This is a genomic window from Undibacterium sp., assembly GCF_030683615.1.
Lineage (GTDB): Bacteria > Pseudomonadota > Gammaproteobacteria > Burkholderiales > Burkholderiaceae_D > Undibacterium > Undibacterium umbellatum.
This window is the reverse complement of sequence record NZ_JAUXQE010000038.1, coordinates 1-24,474: the sequence shown is the minus strand read 5'-3', so window position 1 is coordinate 24,474 and position 24,474 is coordinate 1. Positions and strand designations below refer to the sequence as shown.

Genomic DNA, 24,474 nt, shown 5'->3' with positions numbered 1-24,474 from the left:
GATCAGGCTGCCAGTTTGAAGACGCGCACGGTAGACAAGAGCATCCTTGCATATTCCACCAGATTGGTAGTTTGTGCAGATTGTTCATCAAGTTGCAAACTGGTTTCCTGGTTGGTTTTCTTGATCTGTATCGCTCTGTCCAGCAACTCCTGGCTGGCCTTGGCCTGGCCGTGGGATTTGATGGCAATTTGCTGTACCGATTCCACCAGCTCAGTCGTCGCATTTTGCGTTGCCTGCATTTGCAGACCGGCTTGTTCTGCCAGGCGGCTACCTTCTACCACCTGGGCAATTGCCGAGTTCATGGTGTTGACCGTATCTGAAGTTTCCAGCTGGATGTTATTGACCAGGCCAGAAATTTGCAGCGTCGCCTGACGCGCATTTTCTGCCAGCCTTTGCACCTCATCCGCAACCACCGCAAAACCGCGACCAGCTTCACCGGCAGATGCCGCATGCATACTGGCATTCAGCGCCAGGATGTGAGTACGTTCGGCAATCGCATTGATCAGACCGACCACGCCGGAAATTTCTTGTGAACGTTCACCCAGACGTTTAATCCGTTTTTCTGTTTCACGTATGATGTCGCGGGTACTGTTAATACCACCCACGGTGCTGTTTACCGTATCCATCGCCAGTTGTGTTGAGCGTATGGCATTGTCAGCAGCGCGGTTACAGGTTTGTGCCAAGTCAGCAATATTGCGCATTTCTTCAGAAGCATTCGACAGTGACAAGGTCGTATGTTCCACTTCCAGCCTTTCTTCTGCTGCCGCTGCCATCACGTTATCGGACTGCGCTTTCACTTTCAGCGTGGCCTCGGTCACGTCGGCAGAAATATTACTTACATCGCGCAGCACTTTGGCGGTTTCGCTGGTCAGCATGTTCAAGGCATCAGACACTGCACCAGTCACGTCGGCAGATACTGGCACTTTTACTGTCAAATCTCTGCTCGCCAGTTGCGCCACCGCCTGCAACAAGACCAGCACGGATTCATTGAGTTTTTCATTTTCATCTTCGATGGATTTACGGCTGGCTTCACGTTCATCCACCATCTTGTCAAACTGGCGTGAAAGTTTGCCGATTTCGTCAGGGTGACTACTGCGCGCCCTGACCGTGGCATCGCCCTGCGTCAGTTTCTGCATAACGGCGATCAGATGCGATACCGGCTTGGTGATGCTGCGCGTCATCCAGTAAGCAACGCCCGCAACCAGCAAGATGGAAAGCGCGGCCACCAGCGCCAGCACATTTTTCGCTGTCACGTAGGTACTGTCGGCTGCGGCACCATCCCTGTTCACCAGCTTGGTTTGGTAATCAATCAGGCTATCCATGGAAGAAAACCATTTTTCCTGATCGGCTTGCAGATTTCCCAGCAGCCAGGTAGTCGCTTCTGTCTTTTTACCTTCAGTCGCCAGGCGCATGAATTCCCTTTGCGAAGTACCGTATTTGGTACGTGCTTCAGTCGCTGTCTGGAAGATGCCTTTTTCTTCATCGCTGGTAATCAGCTTTTCAAAATTGGCGATATTTTCTTCCTGGTTCTGTCTGCGTGACAAAATCAATTGCTGTTCTTTTTCCACTGCCGATTGATCGTTCAGGAGCAGCATATTGCGCATGGAACGCGCATTGGCATTGACGTTACCGAGCATCTTGTAAGCCAGCACAACCTTGGGATAGCTGCCGTCCACAATACGGTGAGTACCATCATTGATGCTCTTCAGGTTGGACATCGCCAGCCAGGCAGTTACCGCCAACAGCAGCAACACCGCTGTAAATCCCAGACTGAGACGGATACCAATATTCGGAGTACGTAATTTCATTTTGCTCTCCACAAGAAAAACATCAAAGACTGCTTATTCAAACAAGGTTCAGCCAGATTTTGCTTAAAGTTTGATGCTCTATGCGCTACGGCTGAGTTTTTCAAAAAAACTTTCATGATTGAAATCCAGCCAGACCTTGTCATCCTTGACGAAGGCGGCTGTTACATGGGCTTCCAGTGTTGCTGGCAATTGCGGCATCTGTGTGATGGTACGCAATTCCGTCAGCGGTTGCGGATAACTGTCTATCAGCATGCCAACGGCATTTTCTGCCTTGTCCAGTATCAAAAATAATTTAGACGCCGCAACTTCGGACCTGCGGCCACTAAGCACCAGGCCCAGATCAAAGATGGGCACCAGATTGCCACGCAGGTTGATCAAACCAAGCAAATAGGCTGCTGCACCCGGCAGAGGCGCAACAGCCTGTGGTCGTATCACTTCACTCCCTACCTCAGCCCTGATCAGCAAATTCAGCGAACCCACGCGATAGCCATAACGCTTTCTTTCGACTAGCGGTGCCACATCGCTCCACAACAAATCACCGGGTGGAGTGTAGCGATCCAGAGCAATGCTGGGTGGCAGCCATTCCGTAGGCTGCCCGGCATTGCTGGATGTGATTTGACTCATGACCGCCCCCATGCATGGGTAAAAGGATATTGAAATCAGGCAGCGATTTTGAGCTGATCGATGATCTGGTCAGCAGTATAGGGTTTGGCGACATAGCCTTTGGCACCTTGCAACTGGCCCCAGATCTTGTCAGCTTTTTGAGATTTGCTGCTGACAAAAATGATAGGAATGTCTTTGGTTGCAGGGTCTTGCGTCAGACTGCGGCAAGCTTCATAACCATCCATCTCTGGCATGACGATATCGAGGAAAATAATCGAGGGTTTTTCGGCCTTGGCTTTCTCCAAAGTATCCTTGCCACTGGACGCGGTGATCACCACATAACCGGCATCGGTCAATATGCTTTTGATGTTGGCCAGTTCAGTAGTGGAATCGTCAACAACGAGTGCTTTTTTCATGCCCATGATGTACTCCCGAGATGTGTAGATGAAACACCCTGATCCCCAGGGCAAAGGTAGCTAATTGCAAAAAAATCAGATGCCCATGGCCAAGTCCTGATTCTTGTCCATGGTGAAGATGGCGTCTCCTGCAGTCAGGGTCTTTTCCACTACAGCGCGAAACTTAAGGTGCTCTACTGGCTTGGTCAGATAGCTGCTGCAACCTGAGAGCGAGCCACGTATGCGGTCAAAAGGGGAAGACTTGCTGGTCAGCATGACGACAGGCGTGCGCTTGGTTTGTGGATGGCGGCGTATGATCTTGCAAATTTCATAGCCGTCGGCACCGGGCATGACGATGTCGAGGAAGATGATGTCGTAGTTTTTTTTCTCCAGCATTTGCAAGGCTTGTTCACCTGTTTCTGCACAGTCGGAAGCAATCTTCATGGAGCGCAATTCAAGGTCAATCTTGATTCTTGCGGTGGGGCTGTCATCAATAATCAAAGCGCGATGAGCGGTTTGCATGACCGCTGCCTGAAAATTCTTTTGCACCAGTGGTTGCACAATAGCTGCTTTGTTCATATCTGCCTTTTGAAGCATGGCGGCACCGGCGGGTAATTCCGCTGGCAACACTTTTTCCAGCTCACCTGCTACCTGATCCAGCAAAGCCAACATCTTGGTCGGAACCAGGGGATGCAGTAAATGATATTTACCTGGCTTTGCCTGACCCACATTCGAAATAAAAACGGTTGCGGGTTCAGGAATATTGCGTGTTGTTATCAGCTCCTGCAAAGCAGCCCTGGCCTGACCATTGTCGGGGTCAAGTATGACGATATCCGGATCAGCAGCCTGACTGGCATCAAACAGCGCATAGGAATGCTTGCGCCCACTGGCCATGGTCAAGCTGAGCACGCTGCGCACCAGACGCAATTCATACTCAGACAAACCAAATACACTAATCAGAATTTTTTTTGAAGCGCAGGGGAGCGCCGTAGAGATGCTGTTCATGAGCGACCTACCTCTTAACGAAACACCGCTGTTGCGGATTACGGTACCTGGCTGCCCTGCCATGATCAGCGAGGGCCCTGTAGTTTTGCGTCCCACTCTTTCGGATGGTTTGCCTTTAAACAACGCTGATGCTATCCCTATGAACTACTTCTCATCCATAGGGCGGTACACCAACCACAGTGCCTCATGCGAAGCACCGTTACCCCAATGTAGTTCATGATTTTGTAAGCTACAAGGGAAAAGTTAACATTTTTTTGCTTTTTATTTTCTCATGCAAAAGATGCAAAATTTAAGCTTGCTGACAAATTTTTGCATATGTTGTTAGCACTTCGGCTATGCCCTGCTCCAGGCATTCAACGATGACCGCATGGCCTATGGACACTTCCAGTATGCCGGGTATGGTCAGGAATTTAGTCAGGTTACTCAGGTTCAGGTCGTGGCCAGCATTGACACCCAGGCCCGCATCCTGGGCGCGTTTAGCGGCGGCCGCGAAGCCCTGGAAAATCTCTTCACCCTTTGCCGTTCCAAAATGCTCGGCATAGGGTTCGGTATATAACTCGACACGGTCTGCGCCGAGCTCTTTGGCCAGATGCATATCCTGATTGTCGTAGTCGACAAACAAACTGCTGCGTATGCCCAGTGCCCTGAGTTCAGCCAGTACAGGTCGTAAAAAGTCCGCATCCTTGCGCAAGTCCCAGCCATGGTCAGAAGTCAGCTGATCTGGCGCATCCGGCACCAGCGTGCATTGAGCAGGTTTGTGGCGTTTTACAACTTCGAGAAAGTCTGGCGCAGGATAACCTTCGACGTTCAATTCCACACCACGCGCCTGGCATAGCACACCCAGTGTTTCCACATCCGAATAACGCGCATGCCTTTGATCCTGACGCGGATGCAGGGTAATCCCACGCGCACCGAGATCCAGGCAGCGGGCAGCAAAGGCCTGCACGTCAGGGTAATTACGGCCACGGGAATTGCGCAGCAAGGCGATTTTGTTGATGTTGATGGAGAGTGCGGTCATGGTGATTCCAAAGTCTGGGCGAGGTAATGAAAAATCGCTTTTTGCAGATTTTTCTTGTTCAAGTATTCATCATGGACTTGCTTGCAGGTTTGTACAAGTAACACAGCGGGGTGATTTGCTGGTGTATCTGTTTTGCTTAAATGATCTGATGAAATAAATAAGCCAGCACAACAGTGCTGGCTTTATGGTACGAACTCCAGACAAGCTTACTGCTGAAACGCTAGCAACTGCGCCCCTTCAGTCACCTGATCGCCGATCGCATACAAGACTTCATCAATGACACCATCATGCGGTGCAGAGATCGTATGCTCCATCTTCATCGCTTCCATGATCAGCAGGGCATCGCCCTTCTTCACTTCCTGCGCCTTGTTGACGAGCACAGCAACGATTTTTCCTGGCATGGGTGCAGTCAGGCGGCCAGTCTCGGCCTCGGCTTCACCGGCATGCGCCAGCGCATCGATGTAATGCAGGTCAGTATGCCTGCCCTGACTAAAGACGTGGAAATGTTCACCATCGCGCACAACGGTGGCTGCCACGGTCTGGTCTGCAATCTTGATGACAATATCATTCTCATGCGCCAGCGCCAGTTTGACTTGTGCTGTCGCTGCACCAGCCTGCACTTGCCAGCCGTCTGCCAAATAAGTCACCTGCACTTCATGGGTCTGTTCTTCTTCAGTGAATTGCAGACTACGTTGCATCAGGCTGTTCATGCGCCAGCCGTGGCTGGATTGCCATGGGTCACCACTACCATTTGTAGATTTCTCTGAGTTCAGCAAGGACACGACGGCCAGTGCCAACGTAGTCAGGTTCGCCGCTACCGGTGTCGGGAACAGTTCTGCCTGATTGCGCTCTATCAGGCCAGTGTCCAGATCAGCACCAGAAAAAGCTGTGCTGGTGACCAGACGCGACAGGAAGGCGATATTGCTGTGCAAGCCAACAATCTGATATTGCGCCAATGCTTGTGCCATGCGAGCCAGTGCTTCTTTCCTGTCCTTGCCCCAGACGATCATCTTGGCAATCATGGGGTCATAGAAAGGGGAAATCGTATCACCTTCACGTACACCGCTATCGATACGGAAAGCCGCCGGATCAGTAGCACCTCCGAGTTCAAAATTCACTGCAACAGGGGTGCGGGCATGACGCAAAGTACCTATCGATGGAAGGAAACCTTTTTCAGGATTTTCTGCATACACGCGTGCTTCTATGGCGTGACCATGTATCTGTAATTCATTTTGTTGCAGCGGCAGTTTCTCACCGGCAGCAACACGCAATTGCCATTCCACCAGATCAGTACCAGTGATCATTTCTGTCACCGGATGTTCGACTTGCAGACGGGTATTCATTTCCATGAAATAGAAAGAACCGTCCTGGTTGGCGATGAATTCCACCGTACCGGCACCGACATAGCCAACTGCTTTTGCAGCAGCCACGGCAGCATCACCCATGGCGGCACGGCGTTCTGCCGTCATGCCTGGTGCGGGTGCTTCTTCGAGTACTTTTTGATGGCGGCGCTGTACCGAGCAATCGCGCTCAAACAGGTAGACGCAATTGCCGTGAGTATCAGCAAACACCTGTATTTCTATATGACGTGGTCTTTGCAGGTATTTTTCTGCCAGCACTTTATCGTCACCAAAAGAGTTGATGGCTTCGCGTTTGCAGGATGCCAGTGCGTCTTTGAAATCAGCAGATTTTTCAATAACACGCATGCCCTTGCCGCCACCGCCAGCACTGGCTTTCAGCAAAACCGGGTAACCGATACGGTCAGCCTCGGTATGCAAGAAATCAGCATCCTGATTATCGCCATGGTAGCCCGGCACCAGCGGCACGTTGGCTTTTTCCATCAATGATTTCGCGGCGGACTTGCTGCCCATGGCTTGAATTGCCGAGGCAGGCGGGCCTATGAAGGCGATACCATTCTTGGCGCAAGCTTCAGCAAATTCACTGTTTTCTGACAAAAAGCCATAGCCAGGATGTATCGCCTGCGCACCAGTCGCCAATGCGACTTCAATGATTTTGTCAGCGCGCAGATAACTTTCCTTAGCGGCAGCAGGGCCTATCAAAACTGCCTCATCACAAACTGCAACATGCTTGGCGTTGGCATCGGCTTCGGAATACACAGCGACAGTCTTGATGCCCATGCGACGTGCGGTAGCAGCAACACGGCAAGCAATTTCGCCACGGTTGGCGATAAGGATTTTGGTAAACATGTCTCTAACCTTTTGGGTGGATGTATCGACGATAATTAATTGCAATTATTTGTCATCAGAAAAAGGCTCTTCCTTCACTTTGCCTTCCTCTGTGTCTCATTTTTCTCTCTGTGTGCTCTGTGCTGAAGATTTATGGTTTTAATCAACCACAACTACCAGCTTTAGCCTCAACCTTGCCACGCGTCTTCAAGCCCAACTTGTCGAGCAAGACACGGTCATCCTGTGCTTCTGGATTAGCCGTAGTCAGCAATTTATCGCCGTAGAAAATCGAATTCGCGCCAGCCAGGAAACACATAGCCTGCACTGCCTCACCCATCTGTCGACGGCCAGCAGACAGGCGCACACGCGCCTTGGGCATGGTGATACGGGCAACCGCTATCGTGCGTACAAATTCCAGTGGATCAAGAGGGTCCAGGCCATGCAAAGGCGTGCCTTCTACCTGCACCAGATGATTGACAGGTACCGATTCAGGATAAGGATTCAGGTTCGCCAGTTGCGCGATCAGGCCAGCGCGCTGGCGGCGTGATTCACCCATGCCGACGATGCCACCACAACAGACTTTGAGACCGGCGCTACGCACATGACCCAGAGTGTCCAGCCTGTCCTGGTAATCGCGGGTAGAAATCACGTTGCTGTAAAACTCGGGGGCAGTATCAAGATTGTGGTTGTAGTAATCCAGACCCGCATCTTTCAAACGCTGTGCCTGTTCTTCCTTGAGCATGCCCAGAGTCGCGCAAGTTTCCAAACCCATGGCCTTGACTTCGCGCACCATGGTTTCTACTTTTTCCATGTCGCGGTCTTTAGGTGAACGCCAGGCGGCACCCATGCAAAAACGGGTTGCGCCGTTTTCACGGGCGGCTTTGGCAGCGTCCAGCACTTCGCGCACATCCAGCAATTTCTTGGCTTCTACGCCAGTGTCATAACGCGCCGCTTGCGGACAATAGCCGCAGTCTTCTTCGCAACCACCGGTCTTGATGGACAAGAGGGTCGCCAGCTCTACATCGCCATCAGGGAAGTTGGCGCGGTGCGCAGTTTGCGCCCGGAACATCAAGTCATTGAAGGGCAAATCAAACAGAGCCAGTACTTCATCCACGGGCCAGGTCTCGGCTTCTATCTTCTTGACCGGTGGCTGGAATTGCATGGCTTGCAAAGTCGTATCAGTAGCTTGCATCTTTGTTTCCTTTTACTTCAATTGACTCAAATCCAGATACGAGGCAGCAACTTTTGCCTTCTCGTGATCAGGAACATTCAAACGGGGAATATGCCCCAGCATGGGCGCTGCTATGCGCTCACGCAGGGCGGCAATATTTTCTTGCGGGTACAGCATGTTCGCGTCAACGGTATTGGCAACCCAGCCTGCCAGCTTCAGGCCTCGCGTGGCGATGGCTTCAACGGTCAGCAATGCATGATTGATGCAACCCAGGCGCATGCCAACCACCAGCATCACTGGTAAATCCAGTGCTTGCGCCATGTCTGCCGTCGTCACTTGCGCATTCAGTGGCACGCAAAAACCACCGACTCCTTCCACTACCACAGCATCTGCGAGTTCATACAATTGCTGGTAGCTGTTGACGATATGCGGCAGTTCGATATTCAAATTTTCCAGCTCTGCGACGATATGCGGCGCTGCTGGTGTCTGCATCAGGTAAGGGCATACCAGAGTCAACTCTGCCTTGACGCTGGATGCTGCCACCAACATGTCTACATCTTCATTATGCAGGATGCCATCACGCATTTCTGCCCCGGCGGCTATCGGTTTCATGCCCACGCTTCGCAAACCTTGCGCCTGCAATGCATGTAGCATGGCAGCGCTGACCAGAGTCTTGCCGATCTCTGTATCGGTGCCTGTCACGAAAAAGTCATGCTGCCGTTTTTGCATCAGGCCACCTCGGCAAAACACTGGGCCACATAACTCATCTGATCCAGGCGGTTAATCGCCTGCACCAGTTGCAGGACCTGGATCTCAGTATGTGCGGCAGACAGTGTCACGCGCAGGCGTGCCGTCCCAACAGGCACGGTAGGCGGGCGTATCGCACCTACCCACAAACCCTGGTCCATGAGATTGCCAGCTACCCTCAGCATGGCAGCATTGTCACCAATGAGGACGGGTTGTATGGCAGTATCCGATGGCATGCCCTGCCAGACTTGCAAATGCAGGCCATCGCTGAACAGGCCTATCAGTTTCTGCAGATGTGCACGTCTTTGCTGGCCTTCTTCGCCTGCAATGATGTCTATACTGGTCAGCAAGGCATGCGCCAGTGCAGGTGCGGCAGCGGTCGTATAAATGTAAGAACGAGCGCGCTGTACCAGCCACTCAATCACGGTCGCGTCAGCCGCAACAAAGGCACCGCCAACACCGGCAGCCTTGCCCAGCGTACCCATATACACCAGATTCGGTGACTTGATATTCAGGTGCTCCAGCACGCCACGGCCATGCTGGCCCAGCACGCCAAAGCCATGGGCATCATCAACGATGAGCCAGGCATCATAACGCTCGCAAATTGCCAGCAATGCACCCAGTTCAGCGATATTGCCATCCATGCTGAAGACGCTGTCGGTGACAACGACCCTGTGCTTGGTCTTGCATTGTTGCAGCATGCGTTCCAGCGCTGTGTAATCGCGGTGCGGGAATACCTGCACGGTGGCACGCGAGAGGCGCGCACCATCAATCAATGATGCATGGTTCAGGGCTTCAGAAAATACGGTTGTGTCTTTATTGATGGCCAGCGCGGTGATAACCGCCAGATTGGCCATATAGCCTGTGCAAAAATACAGGGCGCGGGCGTTATCGATATGCGGTGAGACAAACTCGGCCAGGCGTTCTTCCAGCACAGCATGGGCACGGCTATGACCACTGATGAGGTGTGATGCACCACTGCCTACGCCGTACAGCGCAACACCTTCCTGCATGGCCTCTGCCAGTTTGGGATGTGCTGCCAGACCGAGGTAATCATTGCTGCAAAACGCCAGCAAGTCACGGCCATCGACTTTCATGTTTGGTGCTGATGGCGTTTCTACCGTGCGTCTCTGGCGCAATAAATGTTTTTGATCCAGCACGGCAAGCTCTTGCTGCAAACCCTGTATCAGGGATTTGCGCTGGGTCGCTATGCGTATGCCGGGATTGCTATTACTAGCATCGTTCATGCCATTACCTCTTCAAATACCAGTCTGGTTTTATGAGCCAGCAAGCTCATTTCATCCTGCTCAAGGATGTAGGGCGGCATCATATAGACTGTGCGACCTATAGGCCGCATTAATAATTCCTGCTTCAGGGCCGCAGCAAAAAAACGGCGGGAAAATGTCGCTGCGCGTTCTGCATCATCAACCACCGCATCAAAGGCGAGAATCATGCCTTGCTGGCGGAAATGGCGCACGCGCGCATCATTTTTCAAGTCTGCAAAAGCAGTGTTCAAAAAATCTGCCTTGACGCGGTTCATTTGCAAGACCTTGTCATCTTCAAAAATCGCCAGTGTCGCCAGCGCTGCACGGCATGCCAGCGGATTACCGGTGTAGGAATGCGAATGCAAGAAACCGCGGCGCACATCGGCATCATAAAATGCCTGGTAGACAGTATCTGTCGTCATCACCAGTGACAGCGGCAAATAGCCACCACTAATGCCTTTTGACAGGCATAAAAAGTCTGGCCAGATATTGGCTGATTCGCAGGCAAAGAAAGTACCAGTGCGGCCACAGCCCACGGCAATTTCATCAGCAATCAAATGGACCTGATACTGATCGCACAATTCGCGCAAACGCTTCAGATACACCGGGTCATGCATGGCCATGCCAGTCGCGCACTGTACCAGCGGTTCAATGATGACGGCAGCAATCTTGCCTGCACGTTCCTGCAATTTTGCTTCCAGTGCAGCGGCGGCGCGCAAGGCCACATCGGAGGCAGTTTCGCCAGCCTCAGCCAGACGCGCGTCGGGTGAAGCGACAACATGAGCCCGCTGCAGCATGGGGCCATAGGCTTCACGGAACAGGCTAACATCGGTAACTGCCAGCGCACCCACGGTTTCACCATGGTAGCTGCCCTGTATGCAAATAAACTCTTGTTTTTCAGTCTGACCACCATTGCGCCAGGCATGAAAGCTCATCTTCAGGGCGATCTCGACTGCCGATGCACCATCAGAGGCATAGAAGCAATGGCCGAGGGCATGATTAGTCAGGGCCGCCAGTTTCTCGGATAATTCGACGACTGGTGCATGGGTAAAACCGGCCAGCATCGCATGCTCAAGCTTGTCGAGTTGGTCTTTCAATTCCGCGTTGATGCGTGGATTGGCATGGCCAAACAGATTGACCCACCAGGAACTGATGGCATCCAGATAGCGCTTGCCTTCCATATCAAACAGCCATGCACCGCGGCCATGGCTGACGGGAATCAGCGGCACGGTTTCATGATGCTGCATCTGGGTACACGGATGCCATACATGCTGCAGGCTGCGTGCTACCCAGTCATTTTCTTGATTCAAATTATTTCCAGACATTTAGCAAATTACTCTTACAACACCTTTAAATCACAAGGCTCGCAAGACATCGCCTTCAAATGATTTTCTATATGCATGACATGGGCCTGGGCAAATTCTGCCTTGCTCAAATTGCCATAAGCAAAATGCGGCTTGATCTCACCCGCATGGTTTTCAAATTTTTGTAATGCGGCAATCAGCATATCGATACCAGCATTCACATCGCCACTCTCAGCAATTGCTGGTGCACCTGGTATGGGCTCAGTCAGATTATGCGTCATCGCACCGACGACTGAAAAAGCATAAAAAGCGGCACTGCCTGCCGTTTTCTGAAAGGCAACCGGTTTCATTTCCGGGTAACCTGTCATCGAATACTCTATGCTTTGCGCCAGATGCACAAAGACTTTATAAGGCTGCCAGCCGGATAGGCTGTCCAGTTTATTCAATTTCAGACTGGCAAGTTTTGCCTGCATGTCTGCAATTGTAGTGATGACTACTGTGGACTTGCGATAAGCCACAGCGCCCGCTACGGCCAGCAAAGATACGCCCAGTCCAGTCAATACCAGTCTACGCTTTGTCATCTTTGCCAGCTCCTTTCCACTCTATTCTATTCTTGCTATCCGCTTGATCTTCAAGCCAGATTCAACTTAACCAGTTTGGCTTACGTTTTTCCAGGAAAGAACGTACCCCTTCACGGCCTTCATCCGATGCGCGCATCTGCGCTATACCTTCTACCGTTGCCGCTATCAGTGCTGGCGTCAATTCACGACTGGCCACATCCTGTACCAGGCGCTTGGCCTGTTTCACTGCATTTGGGCTATTGCTGCTCAGCGCCTTGACGATCTCGGCCACTTTGGCATCCAGTGCCTCTGCCGCCACCACTTCATGTAAAAAACCTGTGCGATATGCTTCAGCAGCGCTAAAACGCTCGGCAGTAATGAAATAACGGCGCGCCGCGCTTTCACCCATAGCCTTGATCACATACGGCGAAATCGTCGCCGGTATCAAGCCCAGCTTGACTTCACTAAGGCAAAAATTTGCTGTATCCACACTGACGGCAATATCGCAAGCTGCCACCAGACCCATGCCACCCGCATAGCAATCACCTTGCACTTTGGCAACTACCGGCTTGCTGCAGCTATAGATGGTATGCAGCATTTCAGCCAGTTGACCGGCATCCACGAGGTTTTCCTCATGGGTGTAATCGGCCATCTTTTTCATCCAGTTGAGGTCTGCACCAGCACAAAAAGCAGGACCATTCGCGGCCAGCACAATAGCACGAATGCTGGCGTCCTTATCCAAATTGCGAAAAACCTCAGTGATTTCGGCTATGGTTGTTTCATTAAATGCATTGCGTACCTCAGGGCGGATCAGCGTGACTGTGGCCAGCTGATTCGTGGTTTCTACAATTAAAGTTTCCATTTTGATATAGCCTTCACTATTGCTGAGAGTTGTCCACGGTATGCGACCTATAGGTGTATGGATCTAACGCTTGAAATTCGGACAAGCATTCTGGCCCTTGTCCCTGCTGATGATAGCGACTGGCACCAGCGTCTTCATATCTGTAGCATCCCATAATCTGACACTGCAGTTGCCCGTCGTGGTCACACTGTCCAGGGCGTAGACATGATTAGCTTTTCCAAAGAAACTGAATTTCATCGAGCAGGAAACCGATCCCTGCATTTCCACATAACGCAGGGTCGTCAGTTTATCAGCGGCAAATTTAAATTTGGAAATACTGATCCTGTTAGCATCACTGATGATGCCTTGTTCGCCAGAGCAAGTCTCGGCATTTTCGTAGTTGTTAAGATAAAACAAGGTTTTACGTGCTGGACTGATTCTGACTACCATTTCAGCAGTCTGCCCATTTTGTGGCTCAATATAAGGAGCATTCAGACAGCCGCTTAACATCAGACTGGCTGCTAAGGCACACAAGGCGGAAATAAAGGTTTTTTTCATCATCTGATCTGCTACCTACATCCTGAACACGCCAAACTTCACATCCGGTATCGGTGCATTCAAAGCTGCCGACAAGCCCAGGCCCAGCACCATGCGCGTATCTGCCGGGTCGATGACACCATCGTCCCACAGGCGTGCGGATGCATAGTAAGGGTGGCCCTGGTGTTCGTACTGGTCCTTGATCGGTTGTTTGAAAGCCGCTTCTTCTTCGGCTGACCAGCTGCCGCCCTTGCCTTCGATGCCATCACGTTTTACTGTTGCCAATACACTGGCGGCCTGTTCACCGCCCATGACGCTGATGCGCGCATTTGGCCACATCCACATGAAGCGTGGTGAGTAAGCGCGGCCGCACATGCCATAGTTACCAGCACCAAAGCTGCCACCGATGATGACGGTAAACTTCGGTACATTTGCCGTCGCCACTGCGGTCACCATCTTGGCACCATTGCGGGCGATGCCTTCGTTTTCATATTTGCGGCCCACCATGAAGCCAGTGATGTTTTGCAGGAATACCAGCGGTATCTTGCGCTGGCAGCACAGTTCTATGAAATGTGCGCCCTTCAGGGCAGACTCAGAAAACAGGATGCCGTTATTGGCGATGATGCCGACTGGCATGCCGTGGATATGGGCAAAACCGCACACCAGGGTTGTGCCATACCGTGCCTTGAATTCATCAAAATGGCTGCCATCGACGATGCGGGCAATCACTTCACGCACATCAAAAGGCTTGCGGGTATCGACCGGTATCACGCCATACAATTCAGATGCAGGGAACTTGGGTTCTTCGACTTCTTTCATGACCACGGTTTGTGGTTTCTGGCGGTTCAGGTGCGAAACGATAGTACGCGCCAGCGACAGCGCATGCGTGTCATTTTGCGCCAGATGATCAACCACGCCAGACAAACGGGTATGCACATCACCACCACCGAGGTCTTCGGCACTGACGACTTCGCCAGTGGCCGCTTTCACCAGCGGTGGACCACCCAGGAAAATCGTGCCCTGGTTCTTGACGATGATGGACTCATCACTCATTGCTGGCACATAGGCACCACCGGCAGTACAGGAACCCATGACCACTGCAATTTGCGGTATGCCCTTGGCTGACATATTGGCCTGGTTGTAGAAGATGCGGCCAAAGTGATCACGGTCAGGGAAGACATCATCCTGGTTAGGCAAGTTTGCACCACCGCTATCGACGAGATAAATGCAAGGCAGGTTATTTTGCTCTGCGATCTCTTGCGCCCGCAAATGCTTCTTGACGGTCAGGGGATAATAAGTGCCACCTTTGACTGTCGCATCATTACAGACGATGATGCATTCCTGCCCGGCCACGCGGCCTATGCCAGTGATGACACCGGCAGATGGAGCGGCATCGGCACCGCTCTTTTCTTTGTACATGTCGAAAGCAGCGAGTTGCGAAAACTCTAGGAAAGGCGTGCCTGCATCAAGCAGCATTTGTACGCGGTCACGCGGCAAGAGCTTGCCGCGCGCCAGATGTTTCTTGCGTGCTTCATCACCACCGCCCAGTGCAATTTTGGCGATCTTTTCTTTGAGGTCATCCACCACGGCCTGCATGGCCGCTGCATTGGCTTTGAATTCTTCAGAGCGGGGATTGAGTTTGGAATCTAAAGTTGTCATTATCTTTTTCACTTTTCTGGAAAACTGCCATCCACGTAAAACCACCTGCCTTCATAGCGCACAAAACGGCTGAGTTCATGCAGCCTGTGCGCCTTGCCACCTATCTTGTAACGGGCAACAAATTCCACGGTGGCATTGTCACCATCAGCCTTGAATTTCTTGACTTCCAGACCCAGCCATTTGGTAGGGTCATCATGCGTAATACGTTCTTTGGGACAAGTCCGCTCATCCCAAGTCGCACGCAGATAGGCTTCATCGTTCAGGGTATAGGCGGTATAGCGCGAACGCATCAATGCTTCTGCCGTAGATGTTACCGCTGCGCCGCTGATGTACGGGCCGCAGCATAGGTCAAAACTCTTAGTCGAGCCACAGGGGCATGCTTTGCTACTCATTATTACTTCTTGCTTTCCTTGATGGCGACTGGCGCACCGGCGGCCATCCACGCAGTGAAACCGCCGTCAATATGGGCGACATTTTCCAGACCCATGTCTTGCACGGTCTTGGTCGTCAATGCACTGCGCCAGCCAGCGGCACAAAACAAAATGAATTCTTTTTTCTCACCGAAGACGGGCTTGAAATAAGGCGAATCAGGATCAACCCAAAACTCTATCATGCCGCGTGGCGCATGATAGGCACCAGGGATGATGCCTTCACGTTCCAGTTCGCGGATATCGCGAACATCAATGAACTGCACATTGCCGTCTGCGAGTTTGGCCTGGGCTTCTGCCACGCTATAGGTTTTGATCTCGGCGTTGGCTTCATCGACCAGTTGCTTGTAACCTTTTTTCATGCTGTCTCCGTTTAAATTCAAGACCTCTCACCACAGAGGCACAGAGACACAGAGAAACCCGGGAGAAAACCTGCTTTCTCTGTGTCTCTTGTGTCAACCCGCCAGTGCACGCCCGATCAAAATCTTTTGTATATCTGAGGTACCTTCATAAATCTGGCAAACCCGCACATCGCGGTAAATTCGCTCTACCGGGAAGTCGCTGACGTAGCCGTAGCCGCCGTGTATCTGTATCGCATCCGAGCAGACTTTTTCTGCCATTTCCGACGCAAACAATTTTGCCATCGCCGCTTCTTTCAGGCAGGGCTTGCCTGCATCTTTCATGCTGGCGGCGTGCCAGATGAGCTGGCGGGCGGCTTCTATCTGGGTCGCCATGTCGGCCAGTTTGAATTGCACGGACTGGTGTTCAAAGATAGGCTTGCCAAAACTGGTTCGGTCTTTGGCATAAGCAAGTGCTGCTTCAAATGCGGCGCGCGCCATGCCCACTGATTGTGAGGCTATGCCTATACGGCCACCTTCGAGTCCGGACAAGGCAATCTTGTAGCCCATGCCTTCTTCACAGATCAGGTTTTCTGCCGGAATGCGGCAATTCTCGAACAGGATTTGTGCAGTGTCGGATGAATGCTGGCCCATCTTTTGTTCCAGGCTGGCGACGATATAGCCAGGTGTGCTGGTTGGCACCCAGAAGGCACTAATGCCCTTCTTTCCTGCTTCCTTATCGGTGACAGCCATGACGATGGCGACATCGGCATATTTGCCGCTGGTGATGAATTGCTTGACGCCGTTGATGACGTAATGATCACCATCGCGTTTTGCCGTCGTACGCAATTCAGAGGCGTCACTGCCTGCATGTGGTTCAGTCAGGCAAAAAGCACCGAGCATTTCGCCTTGCGCCAGCGGAGTCAGCCACTGTTTTTTTTGCGCGTCATTGGCGTACATCATGGCGATGCTGCAGACCGGGCAATTGTTCACGGATACGACGGTAGAAGTGCCGCCATCACCGGCGGCAATTTCTTCAAGCACCAGGGCCAGCGACAGGTAGTCCATGCCGGCGCCGCCAAACTCTTCTGGCACGGCCACACCATAGGCACCCATTTGCGCCAGTTCTTTCAACTCTTCTGCAGGAAAGTGATGTTCCTTGTCCCAGCGTGCGGCATTGGGCACCAGACGGTCCTGGGCAAAGGCGCGCACGGCGTCGCGTATCATTTCGTGTTCTGGTGTGAGTAGCATATTGATCTGTCTTCTATTCTATTTTTGCTGTAACTGTGACTGCTTTACCAGCCGTGTTCTGTGCCGGTATATTGCAAATACTTGCCATTGTCGGCTGGCTTCAGTGCGGCCAGAGTCTGGCGTATGCCTGCCACGCTGACATCGACAGTGATTTCTGCGCCATCACCACCCATATCGGTTTTTACCCAGCCTGGGTCCATGGCGATACAGATGGCCTTGTCGGTACTCAGCGACACGTCTTTCAATACTGAATTCAATGCCGTCTTGCTGGCACGGTATAACCAGCCAGCAGGATTACTGCGCTCACTTATCGATGCCATGCTGGATGAAATTACCGCCAGCCTGCCATGGGCGTTTTCTACCAGCGGCAACACGATAGGCAAGATCCGCATGGCCGACAAGACATTGGTATGCATGACAGCGTCAAACTGTTGCAGGTCTGGTGCTGTCAGGCCCTCGGTTCTTGGGCCGAAAACACCGGCATTCAGGATAGCCACATCGATTTTTTCACCATCAAGACGCTCACCCAGCCCGGCGCAATCACTGAGCTTAGTCACGTCCAACTGCAGCGGCTCGCAATCTGCTGACTGCAAGCTAACCAAATCTTCTTCCTTGCGCGCAGTGGCGATGACACGCCAGCCTGCAGCCTTGTATTGCATGGCCAGTTCGTGGCCTATACCGCGTGATGCACCGATGATTAAAGCGACTGGCATATTTCCCCAATGTCCGAAAATTTTCAAATCCCCTCCCCCGTGAAGGGAAGGGACTTACGGCAAAATTTAAACCATTTCAATGGCGAGTGCAGTGCCTTCACCACCACCAATACATAAAGAAGCCACGCCACGTTTCTTGCCCTGCTTCTTCAAGGCACCCATCAGCGTAATGATGATACGCGCACCAGATGCGCCGATAGGATGACCCAAAGCACAAGCACCGCCATGCACATTGATTTTGTCGTGCGGGATACCCAGCTCTTTCATCGCTGCCATAGGCACGGTCGCAAAGGCTTCATTGATTTCAAACAGATCAACATCATCCGTTGTCCAGCCCAGTTTTTTGTACAGCTTCTGGATGGCACCTACCGGTGCAGTCGTGAACCAGCCTGGTTCTTGCGCATTGCTGGCGTGGCCGAGGATTTTGGCGATCGGTGTCAGGCCGAGTTCTTTGGCTTTGGATTCACGCATCAAGACCAGGGCAGCAGCGCCATCATTGATGGAAGAGGAAGATGCAGCGGTAATTGTGCCGTCTTTCTTGAAGGCTGGTTTCAGTGCAGGGATTTTATCGAGCTTGGCTTTCAGCGGGCCTTCATCCTTGTCGATGACAACATCACCACCGCGGCCAGAGACCGTCACTGGGGCGATTTCCCAAACGAAGGAACCATCGGCAGTTGCGGCTTGCGCACGCTTGACGGAGGCAATCGCAAATGCGTCCTGCTCTTCGCGGCTGAAGTTGTATTTGGCTGAACAGTCTTCAGCAAAAGTACCCATGGAACGACCCTTGTCGTAGGCATCTTCGAGGCCATCGAGCATCATGTGGTCATACATCATGCCGTGACCGATGCGGTAACCGCCACGTGCCTTGGGGATCAGGTATGGGGCATTGGTCATGGATTCCATACCGCCGGAGACGATGACTTCATTGCTGCCTGCATTGATGGAGTCAAATGCCATCATGGTGGCTTTCATGGCTGAGCCGCACATCTTGGACAAAGTCACGGCGCCAGTGGAAACTGGCAAACCCGCAGCCAGCAAAGCCTGGCGTGCCGGGGCCTGGCCCTGGCCTGCCATCAGGCAATTGCCGAACAAGACTTCTTCTACCAGTTCTGGTTTGATACCTGCGCGCTCGACCGCCGCCTTGATGGCAACTGCACCGAGTTGGCTGGCTGTCAGGGAAGAAAAATCGCCCTGGAAAGCACCCATGGGGGTACGGGCTGCACCAACGATTACGATAGGATCATTCATCTTGTTCTCCAAAAATAAAAGCAGATTCACTGCCTGACTAATGAAAGCTTACGTGCAACAAATAAGCACGCAGCTGCTAAGTTGTACTACTGGTCTGATTGCAAAAACGGATTTCCTGCGGATACGGAAACACATCATCCACCTTGCCATCGACTATGCGCTTCTTGCGGGCCTGCCAGTATTCGGCGGTCAGCAAGTCAGCGTGATGCTTCATAAAATATTTTCTGACATTATTATTCCCCAACAGGAAAGTGCCAAACTGTTCGGGGAAGACATCATTTTTCGCGATCGGATACCAGGGCTCAGCAGACATCTCGTCTTCTTCATTACGCGGCAAAGGTATCTTGCGGAAGTTGCAGTCTGTGATGTATTCGATTTCATCATAGTCATAAAACACGACGCGACCATGACGGGTGACACCGAAGTTTTTATACAGCATGTCACCAGGAAAAATATTTGCTGCCACCAGGTCCTTGATGGCGCTGCCGTATTCTTTCAGGCCATGTTCCATGGCAGCCATATCACCACCGCGCTCGGCTTCGGTCAGCCAGATATTCAGCGGCGTCATGCGGCGTTCTATGTACAGATGCTTGATGACGACTTCATCATCATTTACTTCCAATAATGAAGGTGCGTATTGTCTGATCTCGGCCAACAATTCTTCAGAAAAACGCGAGCGTGGGAATGCCACATCCGAATACTCCAACGTATCCGCCATGCGACCTACACGGTCATGGTTTTTCACCAGCAGGTATTTTTCCTTGATCAGGGCCTTGGTGGTTTCCTTGGGTGGAGGAAAGCTGTCCTTGATCAGTTTGAACACATACGGGAAAGACGGCAGCGCAAATACCAGCATCACCAGACCCCGTATGCCGGGTGCGGCTTCTATGCGATCGGATGAGTATTTGAGGTGATGCAGAAAGTCGCGATAAAACAAATTCTTGCCATGCTTTTGCAGGCCTATCATGGTGTAGATTTCACTGCGCGGCTTCTTGGGCAAGATGCTGCGTATGAATTGCACATAGGCCGATGGCACTTCCATGTCGACCATGAAATAGGCACGGGTAAAAGAAAACAATACCGTAATCAGCATGGTGTCAAAGATCACGGTATCAAGCACCAGCTCACCCTTGCGCTTGTGCATGACGGGTATAACAAAAGGATATTCCTTGTTGCCATTGATACCCTTGCCTATGATGTAGGCTGACTTGTTGCGATAGAACAGGCTGGCCAATACTTGTATCTGGTGATTCGGCTCCAGCTTGGCGGGCCCAAAATTTTCGCGCAGGCGCGCTTCGACCAGGGCCACATCGCGGTCCAGGTCTTCAAACTTGGCATTCAACTGGAAGTTGGTGACGATGCGCTTGATGGTGAAGCTCAGGCCATCGGTTGCCGGGTAGTAGACTCGATAACTCGGTGGCGTATCTTCACTTTCCAGATACTCGGTCGAGGTTGCCGGGCGCACAAAAATGAAATCATTGTGGTAATAATTCCTGTGCAAAAGCTTGGTGCAGACGGTATTGAAAAAAGTCTCGGCCAGCTCTGGGCGCAGATGATCGATCAGCATGCCCATGTAATGCAGTTTAACTTCGCGCCAGACCTCATCACTGAGATCTTCTTCTGCATATTCGTCTTCGAGCGCCTGTACACATTCGCGCACACGGGTGTCGTAATAGCCTATGCGGTCGCGTGCAGCAATTTGTGCCGCCTTCCAGTCGCCTGTTTCAAATTGCTGCTTTGCCCTTTGACTGCTGGCTCTGAACAAGCGGTAATGTTTGTCAAAGCCATCGAGTATCGACCTGGCGATATCAAAGGCGATTTGCGAAGACAACAATTTGGGGAAATGGGTGTGGGGCATAGTAGGCTCAGGTCAACTGGAACTGGTTTTTCCAAGCCTGTAGTTTACCTAAATCCACGGCAATGCCACCACAAACCACAATCAGTGGTTTTTTGAACTCAGCCAATACAGGCAAGTTCTGGTAGGCAACTGCCAGTGCCGCGCCGCAAGCGGGCTCTACCAGGGCCAGCATGTCGTCGGCAAAAGCCAGACAAGCCTGCACAGCCTGGGCATCGCTGACGGTCACGGTATGGATGGTACGTTTGCGTGTCCAGTCAAATGCCTGCTGTGCAACACGTCTTGCCCCCAGGGTACTGGCAATAGAGGTAATCGCTGGCAAAGTCACCAGTTCGCCTGCCTGAACGGCTGCATGCAGTGAAGCCGCGCCTTCGGTTTCTGCGGCAATGATGGGAATGTGGCCGAGGCCATTGCGCTCAAGCCCCAGGGCTATGCCACTCAACAAGCCACCACCACCAACCGAGCAGATGATGGCATCAAAATCGAGTTTGCCTGCCACTTCATCTATTACTGTGGCATTGCCATCCCAGATATCGGCATGATCAAACGGCGGGATATACACGGCACCCGGTTGTTCGCACAGGCGCAAGGCCTCCTGATTGGCTTCATCCCAGACGCTGCCAGCGACGATGACGGTAGCACCGATTGCGCGAATTGCCGCACGCACACTTTCATGCGTGGTTTCCGGCACGACGATGGTGGTTTGCAAACCCAGGGCCACACCAGCAACGGCGGCAGCAAAACCAGCATTGCCGCCAGAAGGGCAGACAAAGTGCTTAGCGCCCAGCTCCGCCGCACGCTGGCACATCAGGCCTATGCCACGCAACTTGAAAGAGCCGGAAGGCTGGTTGTTTTCCATCTTCAGCCAGACCTGTTTATCCAGGCTGGCTGAAAGAGCGCGGTGTTCCAGCAGCGGTGTAGGGATATGCAAATGTGTCATGGTCAAATAGACTCAGTTTACAACAATCAGCTTGTTTGGCTTATTTAACTTATTTGGTTTCTGCAAACAATTCACGGCCTATCAGCATGCGGCGTATCTCGCTGGTGCCCGCGCCAATTTCATACAACTTGGCATCGCGCCATAAGCGACCTACCGGGTATTCGTTGATATAGCCATTGCCACCCAGGGTCTGGATGGCTTCGCCTGCCATCCAGGTAGCTTTTTCTGCCGAATACAGAATCGCTCCCGCCGCATCCTTGCGCAGGGCGCGCACTGCTTCTGGCGTAGTGGCGCGGTCGCAAGCCTGGCCAACAGCGTAGACATAGGCCTTGCAAGCCATCATGGTGGAATACATATCCGCCAGTTTGCCCTGCATGAGCTGGAATTCACCAATAGGCTGGCCGAATTGCTTGCGGTCATGCACATAAGGAACTACTGCGTCCATACAGGCTTGCATAATGCCCAGAGGGCCGCCGGACAGGACGGTACGTTCAAAATCCAGACCAGACATCAACACATTGACGCCCTTGCCCAAGCCACCGAGCACGTTTTCTGCCGGAACTTCACAGTCCTCGAACACCAGCTCGCCTGTATGGGAGCCGCGCATGCCGAGTTTGTCGAGCTTTTGCGCAATGCTGAAGCCTTTAAAGCCTTTTTCTATCAAGAAGGCTGTCATGCCGCGAGGGCCAGCTTCCAGGTCATTCTTGGCATACACCACCAGAGTATCAGCATCTGGGCCATTGGTAATCCACATCTTGGTGCCGTTCAAAACCCAGCGGTCGCCTTTCCAGTCGGCACGCAGTTTCATGCTGACCACGTCGGAACCGGCATTTGGCTCGGACATGGCGAGTGCGCCTATGTGTTCGCCGCTGATCAGTTTTGGCAGGTATTTTGCTTTTTGTTCTTCTGTACCATTGCGCTTGATCTGGTTCACGCACAGGTTGGAATGTGCACCGTACGACAGGCCGACTGAGGCAGAAGCACGGGAAATTTCTTCCATGGCAATAATATGTGCCAGATAACCCATATTGGCGCCACCGTATTCTTCGCTGACAGTCACACCCAGGATGCCCAGGCCGCCCATCTTGCGCCACAAATCCATGGGGAACTGGTCGCTGCGGTCTATCTCGGCAGCGCGCGGGGCGATTTCTGCCTGGGCAAATTGCTGCACGGCTTCGCGCAAAGCGGCGATGTCTTCGCCGTGATCAAAAGTCAAACCTGGTAAATGGAGCATGTCGTCCTCACACTTTTATAAAATTAAAATTGCTGGCTTGTGACCAGCCTTGGTACCGTCTATATGCTAAATTTTCGATTCTGCCTTGGGTATCACAAACAATGTCTGTTGCATGATGGCGCAAAGCTTTTCTTTTCCCTCATGGACTACAAAAACGTCGGCGCTGGATACCACCAGGGTTTTTCCTGCCTTCAAGACCTTTCCACGGGCAATCAGGGTATCGCCCTTGCCTGGTGCAACGATGTTGATCTTGTACTCTGCGGTTAAGCACTCACTCACCGGCATCAATTGCGTATTCGCGGCATAACCCCCAGCCGCGTCGGCTATCGTGCCAATTACACCACCATGGAAATAGCCATGCTGCTGGCTAACGACATCACTGAAGGGCAGGCTGATTTCACATGCACCAGAGGTGATGCTGGTCAGACGTGCATTCCAGGCCATCAAAGCTCCCTGGGAATTAAAGCTTTCCAGCAAGCTCAGTGCCAGTTTGTGATCCAGTGACTGTGTTGCCTGATTATTCATGAAGCCCCCATTACTACGGAAAAACCATCTCAGACAAAAATAATACGTCTAATTGACGTTTACGTAAACGTCAATTCATTGATTTGCTACTTTTCACCTACCGACTTATCAGCAAATTTGTCGTATTTATAATATGTATTGTCGAAAATATCTTATTTTTCCGCATGGTCCAGTTGCCCCAGCAAACTACGGCTTTTTTCTTCATGCGCGCTGATTTCCGCCAGCATGATTTCTATGTCTTCCCGCTGTTGTTCCAGCGCCGCCCTGTGCCTTGCCAACACCACCAGGAAACTCTGCAACTGTACTTCAGTATCCTTGGGAGAACGGTACATATCGACCAGGCTTTTGATATCTGACAGACTCAGGCCCAGGCGTTTGCCGCGCAGGGTCAGCTTCAGGTGAGTGCGTTCCCGCGTCGTGTAGACACGGTTGCGGCCGCCGGGACCTTCACGCGTAGGGCTAAGCAAACCCTGGTCTTCATAGAATCGTATTGCCCTTGGGGTAATATCAAATTCGCGGGCAAGTTCGGTAATGGTATAGGTGGCCATGGTCAATCTGGTGATAAAACACAGAAACAGTTTTCTGATTACAATCTGCACTTGATGCAGTTGACGTTAACGTCAAATAGTTTTAAATCGCATTGTAGGCTATTCCAGCGCTTCTGGAGTCATCCATAATGAGAAAACAGGTAGCAGATAGGGGGTGTTGACATATCTTTTAGTCAAGCGAATGGGTGAGAAACCTTGTCTGGCTAGGCGTGCGGAGCGCTGCTTGGCGAGCCAAGTGAGCGACGCACAACAACGCCAGGCGAGGTTTCTGGCCCATTCCCTCCGGGTTCACTCC

24 protein-coding genes and 1 riboswitch are annotated in these 24,474 nt (G+C 52.1%); all 24 genes read right to left on the bottom strand.

What is annotated here, in order from left to right; genetic code table 11:
- Positions 1 to 2 precede the first annotated feature (2 nt).
- Complete coding sequence (locus Q8K39_RS21150; RefSeq protein WP_305263186.1) at positions 3 to 1,808, bottom strand: methyl-accepting chemotaxis protein; 1,806 nt, start codon at positions 1,806 to 1,808, stop codon at positions 3 to 5.
- Between the two features lie 78 nt (positions 1,809 to 1,886).
- Positions 1,887 to 2,432 carry a chemotaxis protein CheW gene (locus Q8K39_RS21145; protein ID WP_305263185.1) on the bottom strand — a complete coding sequence of 182 codons (546 nt, stop codon included), beginning with the start codon at positions 2,430 to 2,432 and terminating at the stop codon, positions 1,887 to 1,889.
- Between the two features lie 35 nt (positions 2,433 to 2,467).
- Entirely contained in the window at positions 2,468 to 2,833 is a 366-nt protein-coding gene (locus Q8K39_RS21140) for a PleD family two-component system response regulator (protein WP_110257528.1), read from the bottom strand.
- A gap of 69 nt (positions 2,834 to 2,902) precedes the next feature.
- Positions 2,903 to 3,811, bottom strand: coding sequence for a response regulator (locus Q8K39_RS21135; RefSeq protein WP_305263184.1), 909 nt, complete (start codon positions 3,809 to 3,811; stop codon positions 2,903 to 2,905).
- Positions 3,812 to 3,850: 39 nt separating this feature from the next.
- Positions 3,851 to 3,935, bottom strand: a riboswitch (cyclic di-GMP riboswitch).
- 165 nt (positions 3,936 to 4,100) lie between these two features.
- On the bottom strand, positions 4,101 to 4,829 hold the full coding sequence (locus Q8K39_RS21130) for a pyridoxine 5'-phosphate synthase (RefSeq protein WP_305263183.1): 729 nt from the start codon (positions 4,827 to 4,829) through the stop codon (positions 4,101 to 4,103).
- A 206-nt stretch (positions 4,830 to 5,035) separates the two neighbouring features.
- The gene (locus tag Q8K39_RS21125) at positions 5,036 to 7,036 is read right to left on the bottom strand and encodes an acetyl/propionyl/methylcrotonyl-CoA carboxylase subunit alpha (protein ID WP_305263182.1); all 2,001 of its coding nucleotides are present in this window, start codon (positions 7,034 to 7,036) and stop codon (positions 5,036 to 5,038) included.
- A 142-nt stretch (positions 7,037 to 7,178) separates the two neighbouring features.
- Entirely contained in the window at positions 7,179 to 8,207 is a 1,029-nt protein-coding gene (gene bioB / locus Q8K39_RS21120; protein WP_370868662.1) for a biotin synthase BioB, read from the bottom strand.
- A gap of 12 nt (positions 8,208 to 8,219) precedes the next feature.
- Positions 8,220 to 8,915, bottom strand: coding sequence for a dethiobiotin synthase (bioD, locus tag Q8K39_RS21115; RefSeq protein ID WP_305263181.1), 696 nt, complete (start codon positions 8,913 to 8,915; stop codon positions 8,220 to 8,222).
- A complete protein-coding gene (bioF, locus tag Q8K39_RS21110; RefSeq protein WP_305263180.1) occupies positions 8,915 to 10,180 on the bottom strand; it encodes an 8-amino-7-oxononanoate synthase in 1,266 nt (421 codons plus the stop codon). The genes bioD and bioF overlap by 1 nt, the downstream gene beginning before the upstream one ends.
- The gene (gene bioA, locus Q8K39_RS21105) at positions 10,177 to 11,523 is read right to left on the bottom strand and encodes an adenosylmethionine--8-amino-7-oxononanoate transaminase (protein ID WP_305263179.1); all 1,347 of its coding nucleotides are present in this window, start codon (positions 11,521 to 11,523) and stop codon (positions 10,177 to 10,179) included. The genes bioF and bioA overlap by 4 nt, the downstream gene beginning before the upstream one ends.
- A gap of 14 nt (positions 11,524 to 11,537) precedes the next feature.
- Positions 11,538 to 12,083 carry a DUF1569 domain-containing protein gene (locus Q8K39_RS21100; protein ID WP_305263178.1) on the bottom strand — a complete coding sequence of 182 codons (546 nt, stop codon included), beginning with the start codon at positions 12,081 to 12,083 and terminating at the stop codon, positions 11,538 to 11,540.
- A gap of 61 nt (positions 12,084 to 12,144) precedes the next feature.
- A complete protein-coding gene (locus tag Q8K39_RS21095; protein WP_305263177.1) occupies positions 12,145 to 12,924 on the bottom strand; it encodes an enoyl-CoA hydratase/isomerase family protein in 780 nt (259 codons plus the stop codon).
- Between the two features lie 63 nt (positions 12,925 to 12,987).
- Positions 12,988 to 13,464, bottom strand: coding sequence for a hypothetical protein (locus tag Q8K39_RS21090; RefSeq protein ID WP_186955950.1), 477 nt, complete (start codon positions 13,462 to 13,464; stop codon positions 12,988 to 12,990).
- Between the two features lie 12 nt (positions 13,465 to 13,476).
- A complete protein-coding gene (locus Q8K39_RS21085) occupies positions 13,477 to 15,099 on the bottom strand; it encodes a carboxyl transferase domain-containing protein (protein WP_305263176.1) in 1,623 nt (540 codons plus the stop codon).
- A gap of 8 nt (positions 15,100 to 15,107) precedes the next feature.
- Complete coding sequence (locus Q8K39_RS21080) at positions 15,108 to 15,491, bottom strand: YchJ family protein (RefSeq protein ID WP_305263175.1); 384 nt, start codon at positions 15,489 to 15,491, stop codon at positions 15,108 to 15,110.
- Between the two features lie 2 nt (positions 15,492 to 15,493).
- Positions 15,494 to 15,889: a rhodanese-like domain-containing protein gene (locus Q8K39_RS21075; protein WP_305263174.1), complete on the bottom strand. Its 396-nt coding sequence runs from the start codon at positions 15,887 to 15,889 to the stop codon at positions 15,494 to 15,496.
- A 93-nt stretch (positions 15,890 to 15,982) separates the two neighbouring features.
- Positions 15,983 to 17,116, bottom strand: coding sequence for an acyl-CoA dehydrogenase family protein (locus Q8K39_RS21070; RefSeq protein WP_305263173.1), 1,134 nt, complete (start codon positions 17,114 to 17,116; stop codon positions 15,983 to 15,985).
- Between the two features lie 44 nt (positions 17,117 to 17,160).
- Positions 17,161 to 17,829: an SDR family oxidoreductase gene (locus Q8K39_RS21065; RefSeq protein WP_305263172.1), complete on the bottom strand. Its 669-nt coding sequence runs from the start codon at positions 17,827 to 17,829 to the stop codon at positions 17,161 to 17,163.
- 66 nt (positions 17,830 to 17,895) lie between these two features.
- Positions 17,896 to 19,077 (bottom strand): acetyl-CoA C-acetyltransferase, encoded by a 1,182-nt coding sequence (locus Q8K39_RS21060; RefSeq protein WP_305263171.1) that lies wholly within the window; start codon positions 19,075 to 19,077, stop codon positions 17,896 to 17,898.
- A 76-nt stretch (positions 19,078 to 19,153) separates the two neighbouring features.
- The gene (gene aceK, locus Q8K39_RS21055; RefSeq protein ID WP_305263170.1) at positions 19,154 to 20,935 is read right to left on the bottom strand and encodes a bifunctional isocitrate dehydrogenase kinase/phosphatase; all 1,782 of its coding nucleotides are present in this window, start codon (positions 20,933 to 20,935) and stop codon (positions 19,154 to 19,156) included.
- Positions 20,936 to 20,942: 7 nt separating this feature from the next.
- Positions 20,943 to 21,872: a pyridoxal-phosphate dependent enzyme gene (locus tag Q8K39_RS21050; RefSeq protein ID WP_305263169.1), complete on the bottom strand. Its 930-nt coding sequence runs from the start codon at positions 21,870 to 21,872 to the stop codon at positions 20,943 to 20,945.
- A 49-nt stretch (positions 21,873 to 21,921) separates the two neighbouring features.
- The gene (locus Q8K39_RS21045) at positions 21,922 to 23,106 is read right to left on the bottom strand and encodes an isovaleryl-CoA dehydrogenase (protein ID WP_305263168.1); all 1,185 of its coding nucleotides are present in this window, start codon (positions 23,104 to 23,106) and stop codon (positions 21,922 to 21,924) included.
- A 66-nt stretch (positions 23,107 to 23,172) separates the two neighbouring features.
- The gene (locus tag Q8K39_RS21040; protein WP_305263167.1) at positions 23,173 to 23,631 is read right to left on the bottom strand and encodes a PaaI family thioesterase; all 459 of its coding nucleotides are present in this window, start codon (positions 23,629 to 23,631) and stop codon (positions 23,173 to 23,175) included.
- Between the two features lie 152 nt (positions 23,632 to 23,783).
- Positions 23,784 to 24,179, bottom strand: coding sequence for a MerR family DNA-binding transcriptional regulator (locus Q8K39_RS21035; RefSeq protein ID WP_186955959.1), 396 nt, complete (start codon positions 24,177 to 24,179; stop codon positions 23,784 to 23,786).
- Between the last annotated feature and the right edge of the window lie 295 nt (positions 24,180 to 24,474).